This is a genomic window from Myxococcales bacterium (genome assembly GCA_022563535.1).
Classification (GTDB): domain Bacteria; phylum Myxococcota_A; class UBA9160; order UBA9160; family UBA4427; genus DUBZ01.
This window is the reverse complement of record JADFNE010000054.1, coordinates 20202-28041: the sequence shown is the minus strand read 5'-3', so window position 1 is coordinate 28041 and position 7840 is coordinate 20202. Positions and strand designations below refer to the sequence as shown.

The 7840-nt window shown below is 59.1% G+C and carries 6 protein-coding genes and 1 tRNA gene; 5 read left to right on the top strand and 2 right to left on the bottom strand.

All coding sequences use genetic code 11. The annotated features are described in order from the left end of the window. Positions 1 to 488: 488 nt before the first annotated feature. A complete protein-coding gene (locus IH881_15230) occupies positions 489 to 1493 on the bottom strand; it encodes a hypothetical protein (protein MCH7869047.1) in 1005 nt (334 codons plus the stop codon). A 71-nt stretch (positions 1494 to 1564) separates the two neighbouring features. Then, positions 1565 to 1639, bottom strand: a tRNA-Glu gene (locus tag IH881_15225). A gap of 33 nt (positions 1640 to 1672) precedes the next feature. On the opposite strand from IH881_15225, the gene IH881_15220 reads away from it, so the two are divergent. The 5 genes from IH881_15220 to IH881_15200 all read left to right on the top strand — a co-directional run bounded on the left by IH881_15220 (position 1673) and on the right by IH881_15200 (position 7815). Continuing rightward, entirely contained in the window at positions 1673 to 2662 is a 990-nt protein-coding gene (locus tag IH881_15220) for an AAA family ATPase (protein ID MCH7869046.1), read from the top strand. A gap of 60 nt (positions 2663 to 2722) precedes the next feature. Then, positions 2723 to 3814 carry a dTDP-glucose 4,6-dehydratase gene (rfbB, locus tag IH881_15215; GenBank protein MCH7869045.1) on the top strand — a complete coding sequence of 364 codons (1092 nt, stop codon included), beginning with the start codon at positions 2723 to 2725 and terminating at the stop codon, positions 3812 to 3814. Between the two features lie 315 nt (positions 3815 to 4129). Continuing rightward, positions 4130 to 5257 carry a response regulator gene (locus tag IH881_15210; GenBank protein ID MCH7869044.1) on the top strand — a complete coding sequence of 376 codons (1128 nt, stop codon included), beginning with the start codon at positions 4130 to 4132 and terminating at the stop codon, positions 5255 to 5257. 3 nt (positions 5258 to 5260) lie between these two features. Next, positions 5261 to 6277, top strand: coding sequence for a hypothetical protein (locus IH881_15205; protein MCH7869043.1), 1017 nt, complete (start codon positions 5261 to 5263; stop codon positions 6275 to 6277). Beyond that, positions 6274 to 7815 carry a DnaJ domain-containing protein gene (locus tag IH881_15200; protein MCH7869042.1) on the top strand — a complete coding sequence of 514 codons (1542 nt, stop codon included), beginning with the start codon at positions 6274 to 6276 and terminating at the stop codon, positions 7813 to 7815. Before IH881_15205 ends, IH881_15200 begins: the two co-directional genes overlap by 4 nt. The last annotated feature ends 25 nt before the right edge of the window (positions 7816 to 7840 follow it).

Sequence of the window (7840 nt, the reverse complement as noted above, 5' to 3'; positions counted from 1 at the left end):
CCGTCTGCTCGACATGACACTCCTCCGACCGCATTATCGGCCTTTTTGGATGTGTCCGCGAAATCAGGGCAGAACCCCCCTCTCATCACGGCTTCGGAGGTCGGCGTGCGTCTACGGAAGGACCTCCCCTACCAAAGTGGCGACCGAAGCTGGAGACCTGGGGAAGAAAGATGGGGCAGGTGGATATAGAGGCTGCACTTTAGGTCCACCTTCAGCCCCACCTAAGCCTCAACCAAGGTGTGGCTTTAGTTTCTGATTCGGGGGCCGTGGGAAGGGTGTCTCACTCTTCTTCGTCGTCCTCTTCACCACCCACCTCCCCCTCCGCCACAGGTCGTCGCTCCACGCTATCTGAAAGTCCTCCAACACCAATCATCAACACCTCGACCCTCGTCGCCTCATTGGCCTCGGGGGGTCTTCCTATTTCAGAGGAGCCATCAACCATCATGCCATTCACCAAGAGGCGAGACTTCAACGCCTACGACATCAAACTAGGCATCGCCGCCAACGGAGAGCTGGGCTGCTCTGTCCGAAACTGCGAGGCCAACCGAGTCAAACTCTCTGCCCTGTGTGGCAAGCATCTCCGCCGACAGAAGAGCTGGGGCCACCACTCGGGCAGATTCATTAAGCCGAGAGAACTGGAACGGGTTCAAGTCCAGTACCTCAGCGATCGTCTTGCCTCTGAACTCCGGGCGCACACTGCGACGAGACGTGAGCTTCTCCAAAACCCTTCGGTACTCCCGAATATCATCCTTGGTCAGCTGATCGATCTGCCGGTCGCCTACGATCTCAAGAAACTCAGCCAACTCAACCTTGACCATTCCCGCTGTGCGCTCACTCCAAGACCCCCCTTCGTGGTCCTCGATGTGGAGCGCGATCACTTCAGAGAGCATCCGCGAGGGTTTCGCCTTCGGTAGGGCCGCTGTGGAGCCGTTGGTGAGGGGTGGGCGCGGCCTACCGACCAAATCGCCCGTTCTTTCATCCCCCAACTCGTCGAAGATCCCGATTCTGGTCCTGCAAAGCTCCCAGAGCAGCTCTTCAAAGGCTTCCCCGCCCAGCTCCAAGCCCTCCTGAACGAGCAGGGCTTGAGCCTCGGCACGAAGGTGTCCAAAGTCTCGCGCTTCGAGCAACTCGGACTCACGCACCATCGCATCCGCAAAGCCCGCCGCCTCTGCTTCAGGATCAGACGGATTCCTCCGCCGATCATCGCGGTCTGTGGAGATCATGTCGTAGCGATACCGGGCGCACAGCCGCTCAAGCGTCTCTTCGGTGCCCAACACAGAACCCTCCCGAACCAAGTCCAACAGCAGGTAGACCGCAGCGTCGAGCATAGCTGCTTGCGTTTGTGCTTCAGCAAGCCTTGACGTGTTCAGAGAGCGGACGATTTCACCGCGCCCGATCACGGGGACCAGATCGAACGGGACTCGTCGCCGATAAAAGTAACCCGACTGTCTGCGTTGAAGGCGGTGGTATCCCTTCCCATGTGTACCCGACATGCGCGTGCTCCGTGTACCTACGGAGCTTCGAGGCGGTGTCATCGACTGTTTCGTCAATGAATACACAGAGGTGGTATCCCCAACGGGATTTGAACCCGTGTCGCCGGCTTGAAAGGCCGGTGTCCTAACCACTAGACGATGGGGACCCATGTGCTTGGCGGCGGGAGTATGGCGCAGGCTTGAACGAGCGTCACCCCGAATTCGGGCTTCCGATCTCCGAGCATACTAAGCTTTGCGCCATGGATGAACATGCCAAGCGAATCGAGCGCGCGCAAAATCTGTGGTCCAGCTTTTTGCGCAGTGTTGACCCAATGGCGAGGGGCGCCAAGCTCACCGCAGACCCCAACTTTGGTTTCGACTCGATCGGCGGACTCGCGGGCCCCAAGGATGAAATTCTCACCTACGCGTGTGCGGCCACCAACCCCAACTTCTACACAGATTGGGGCACGTTCCCGCCGTCGGGCATTTTGTTGATCGGCCGGGAGGGGGTGGGAAAGAGCCTGCTCGCCCGGGCGCTCGCGACCCATACCAAGACCAGTTTTCTCGAAGTCGAGATCCCGCGACTGATTCTCGATGTCGTCCACTCAGGGGGCAAGGTGGCGGAGCTGGTCCAGCAGTGGTCCAGGATCCTCGAAGAGATGCCGCCGCTCACGGTCTACTTCGACGAACTCGAATTTTCCCGGGCCCAGGCGATCGGCAGCCAGCGCGCTGACCTTCCGGTCGGACCCATCATGGATTTTCTGCTGGAAATCGTCGATCGCACCATCGCGAACAGACAGCATCTGGTGGTGGGGGCCACGACCACGCCGGGCACCCTGCGACCGGCGTTCGTTGCCGCGAATCGCTTCGAGCGTTTGGTCGAGGTGAGTCCGCAATTTCCGGACGACATGATTGCCGCGCTTCAGATACACGCACTTGCGGCGGAAAAACGGGCGGGACAGTCGCTCTTCGACAAGGTCGACTGGAATTCGGTACTGGGACACTCCCGTGATTGCTCCCCGGGAGACTGGGTCCGCATCCTGCACGCAGTGCTTCGTCACAAGGCGAGTGAGACAGCCCGGGGCGAATCGGCCTCCAAAGTAAACACCCGCGATCTCAAGGCCGAAGTCGAACGGTTCAAGCAGGCGCAACGGCGGATTCGCACCCCCGAGGCTGGCAATTATGTTTGACGCGGATGTCTCCTTTGTGGACGTCAGCGAGATGATCCGTCAGCAGCAGGTGAACTGACGATGGAAACCCTGCTCGTCACCGGTGCTGCCGGATTCATCGGCAGCAACTACGCCCGCTTCGTCCTGAGCGAAAGCAACGCCCGAGTCGTGGTGCTCGACAAGTTGACCTATGCGGGCAATCTCGAAAGCCTCGCGGACATGCGCGAAAACCCGCGCTTCCATTTCGAATTGCTGGACATCTGTGACCGGACTGCCATCGAAAAAGTCTTCAGCCAGTACGCTCCAACCGCCCTGCTGAACTTCGCCGCGGAGAGCCATGTCGATCGCTCGATCGATTCGCCCGGAACATTCATCGAAACAAACATCGTAGGCACATTCAATCTGCTGGATGTTTCGCGTCGTTACTGCGCGGAACTCGCCGGCACCGCCAAATCGCAGTTTCGCTTTCTACACGTCTCGACCGATGAGGTCTACGGATCCCTGGGAGAAACCGGCGCCTTCTCCGAAGAGACCCCGTACGCTCCCAACTCGCCCTACTCCGCTTCGAAGGCCGCTGCCGATCACCTGGTTCGGGCCTATTTCGAGACCTATGGGCTGCCTGCACTGATCACCAACTGCTCGAACAACTACGGCCCGTTCCACTTCCCCGAAAAGTTGATCCCCCTGGTGATCCTCAATGCACTGGATGGAAAGCCCCTGCCAATTTATGGCGACGGCGGCAACATTCGCGACTGGCTCTATGTCGAGGACCACTGCCGAGGGATTCATCTCGCGCTGGAAAAGGGGCGCCTGGGCGAGAAGTACAATATTGGTGGAAACAACGAGCGCACCAACTTACAGATCGTCGACACCATCTGCGATGAACTCGATGCGCGTGCGCCAGCTTCAAAGAATCCGAATCTCTCCGAGCGAGGGATCTCTTCCTACAAAGATTTAAAAGTCTTCGTGGAAGACCGCCCCGGGCACGATCGACGCTACGCGATCGACGCGAGCAAGATTCGCCAGGAACTGGGATGGGAACCAGCCCACAACCTCGAGACCGGCCTCGCCGCCACGGTTCAGTGGTACCTCGAGAACCGGAAATGGTGCGAAGCCGTACAAGCCGGCAGTGATATGCGGCAACGCCTGGGGCTGGCCTCCACTAGCCAATAGCGCGATCAGAGACGCGCAAATCGCGCGCAATCCACGACCCTTTCGCACCACTTTCATCCGCAAACCGGCTACACGTTGCACTGCCACGCCAACGGTGCGCAAATTGTGCGCACGAGCAAGGCAATTTGGTGCAGCTTGGCCTGTCGTTCGAGTCTCGGCGACGGTTCGGCGCGACTGTTGCCGGCTGTATTTTTCCGCATCGGATGAACAGAAGCCAAAGGACGTTCCCGTGTCGCGCCGATACGACTCTAGTGCCGGGATACCCCGTTGAGTTCCCATGCTGCCCCTGAATTACACCTGATTGGAGATCGGTTCGTGACCGAACACGCAGTCCTGTTTGTCGACGACGAAGTCAATATCCTGAAAGCGATTCAACGTCTGCTTCGCCACGAGCCCATGCGTGTGCTCACGGCCACCGATCCGGCCGAGGCACTGGAAATCATGCGCAAAACCCCGCCTCAAGTCGTGGTGACGGATCAGCGCATGCCGACCATGAGTGGTGTCGAATTTCTCTCCGCGGTGCGGGAACAGCACTCTGACACCATCCGCATGATGCTGACCGGCTATACGGAAATGGCCATTGCCGTCGATGCCATCAACCAGGGCGAGATCTATCGCTTGATCACAAAGCCATGGAACGACGACGAACTGCGCGCCACCCTGCGCCAGGCATTCGATCACTACGACCTGAAATCCGAGATCAAGCGACTCAATACCGTCTCGCGGGAGCAAAACTTCAAGCTCCAGGACATGAACCGCAATCTCGAAGTCAAGGTCCGAGACCGCACCAAGCAGCTCGCCCTCAAGAACCAGGAACTCAGCACAGCCTATATCCAGACCATTCGCGCGCTGGCCGAGGCGATCGACGCCAAGGACCACTACACCCGAGGTCATTCGGACCGCGTCGCAGTCTACTCCTCACGAATTGCACGGCAGATGAACCTGCGCAATGAAATGATCGAGCGCATCTACTTCGCCGGATTGCTCCACGACGTAGGCAAGATCGGCATTCCGGACGCGATCATCACGAAGCCATCGAAATTGAGCGACGAAGAGTACCGCGAGATTCAGAAGCACCCGGAGATCGGAGCGAAGATCCTCGAACCGGTCGAGTTCTTGAGTCACATTGTGCCGTGCGTTCGCCACCATCACGAATGGTTCGACGGCAGCAGTTCCGGTTACCCCATGCAACTGGCGGGCGACCAGATTCCGCAACCCTCTCGCATCATTCTGGTTGCCGACACCGTCGAGGCCATGACCAGCGACCGGCCGTACCGCAAGGCATTGCCCCTCGAAACCGTCGTGCGCGAACTGCACAAGTTCTCCGGCAGCCAGTTCGACCCGGTCTGTGTCGACGCCTGTTTGAAGCTGCTCGACGACGAAGGCGAAATCTTCATCGCAAGAAACCAACAATTCGACATCTATTCATTCATCGAGGGCTAGCGAGTGACCACAGCGAAAAAAGTTGCATCCGAAATGGACATCCTTTCGGCCCTGGGCTTTGGTCCGGAAACACTGCTGATGAGCGACCCAAAGCTCTTCATGAACGGCCGCTTCCTCGCCTCGCTGTTGGTCGAAATCGAGGATGAACTCGAATCCCTGGGCGCAGGTCGAGCGCTTTTTCAGATCGGGCTCCTGTTCGGACTGCGAGACGCCTACCGCATGTGCGCCATGGAGATGCTGGAGCAAGACGAGTCGGTGGCCGAGTCGACCCTGCTCGCCATCCATTTCACTCATCCAACCGTTGGGCACACCAGCGGCGAGATCGAGATCCCCGGGGCTTGGCCCGAACACTACGAGGCCGACGCCCGACTCTCGAAGTTTGGCCCCGAAACCACAGCCTGTTGTGCACTGAGCGCTGGATACACCTCCGGGTGGCTCTCCGGTACCCTGGACTGCGACATCCTGGTGGTCGAAGAAAACTGCAAGGCATGTGGTGACGACGCCTGCACGTTCATCGCGCGAGAAGTCGGCACCTGGCAAGAGCGAGGAGACGATGCGGCGCTCAGGCTCCTGCCCGAACACCCCTATCAGGGGTTCCGCGACATCAGCCGCGGTTTCAGCGAACCGTCGATCGGGCTCAACAACTTGCCCCCACTCGACTTTGACACAACGATGGTCCACGTCTGGGGCCCCGTCATGGTGCTCCCCTTCTCCGACATCGACGAAGCGCTCCACACCGTCGAGATGCTGGGTCGCGATCCGGACACGAGTGACGTTCGCGCGGTGGTGGTGGACCTGCTCGGCGAGGGACTAGACGAAGGTTTCACGGCCGCGGCACTGGAACAGATTCTCGAGACCGTTGAGGCGTGGGGCGCAGAAGCCATCCTCACCAATGTCTCTCCCATGGCCGAAGCCATCGTGGCCGATCTCGAAGTCAAGCACCTGCTGCTGCGCAAAGATCTACCGGAAGCAATCGCGGTGGCGTTTCAGATCGCAGAAGCACAGCGCCATCTCCTATGAACCACTCAGGTGAGGAAGCGGACGGCAGCCGAATCCTGAGCGTCGACCATTCGGGAGACTTCACCGAAATTTCGTTTCCCGAACTGTTGCTCAACCTCTGTCGCACCCGCTACAGCGGTGCACTCGAGCTCTCTCGCGGCAAGACCTCCAAACGAATCGTGTTCCAACAGGGCGCACCGGTCCTCAGTGAATCCAATCTCGCAAATGAAACCCTGGGCGTGCAACTGATCGACCAGGGATTGCTGACTTCTCTAGACCACCAGCGCGTAAGTTCGTACATGGAACGCGAGCAGTGCAAAGAAGGGGTGGCACTGCTGGCCCTCGAATTGCTCGAGCCCAAGGCACTGTTTCTCGCTCTCAAAGAGCAGGTTCGCCGGCGCATGCTCGAGACCTTCGCCTGGTCCAGCGGCAATTTTCGACTCGAGTCGGTGGAAGATCTCCAGAGCGAAGTCCAACCCATGAGAAGCGATCCGATCGCGCTGGTCCGGGAAGGTCTGCTCAGCCACTGGACCCCCGATCGGCTGCTCGCCGACCTCACCGAACAGATCGAACTCTTTCCCCAGCGCAACAAGACTTTTGACGAAGCACAGCGGCGGCTGGCCGGCGACGATGAGATCGCCTCGATGTTCGACCGATTCGACGGCACTCTCACTCTGGGCGCCGCGATCGGAGGGCAGTTCAACTCACCTCAGGCACTCGCCACCGTCTGGATTCTCGCCAAGGGTCGGTACATTCGTTTTACAGATGCGGCACTGAGCAGTGGAACCGATCACGAAGACGATAATCTCGAACCCGAAATTGAGATCGAAGTCGTTGCCCATGACCAAGTAGCGAGTGAAACCGAAAAAGAGTCTCTAAATTCCGGCAGATTCGCGACGCCAGCTGCCAAAAAAATCGCGCTGGCCGCCGATGCCATGCGCACCGAAGTGTTGAAACGACTCGTGGGGATCGAGAACCGCAGCTATTACGAACTGCTGGGGATTCCGAAAAACGCATCAGACGGCGAGGTTCGCAAAGCCTATTTCGCGGCCGCCAAGCGCTTTCACCCTGACGCCCTGACCCACCTCGGACTTTCGGACATCAAGCTACAGGCCGCCGCCGTGTTTGCGCGGATCGCCGAAGCGAACGATGTTTTGCGCGACCCGGACAAGCGTCGGGAATACGATGCCGAAAGGCTCCACGCCGACGAGCCCACGGTGGACACCCGAGCGCTCGCACAAGCGGAGACCTTCTATCGCAAGGGTGAAATTCTGATCGGCATGGGTGACTTTCGCGGCGCTCTCGAATATCTCGAACCGGCGGTCGAACTGTGGCCGGACGAATGTGAGTACCAGTCGGCGCTGGGCTGGGCGCTCTACAAGCAACCCCAGCCGGACATCGAACGTTCGCGGGAGCACCTGGAACGTGCCGAAGAACTCGATTCATCCCAGGCCGAAACCCAGTTCCGCCTGGGAGTGGTGCTGCGCGCCTGCGGCGAGAACGAAAAGGCCGCGCTTTGCCTGGCCAAGGCCGAACAACTGGGCCCCAGTGCTAGCTGAATCAAACAAAACGGCGTTTTAATTG

Bases quoted from the DNA above. Each gene is read 5' to 3' on its own strand.
- IH881_15230 (MCH7869047.1), bottom strand. From the start codon at position 1,493: ATGTCGGGTACACATGGGAAGGGATACCACCGCCTTCAACGCAGACAG.
- IH881_15200 (MCH7869042.1), top strand. From the start codon at position 6,274: ATGAACCACTCAGGTGAGGAAGCGGACGGCAGCCGAATCCTGAGCGTC.
- rfbB (MCH7869045.1), top strand. From the start codon at position 2,723: ATGGAAACCCTGCTCGTCACCGGTGCTGCCGGATTCATCGGCAGCAAC.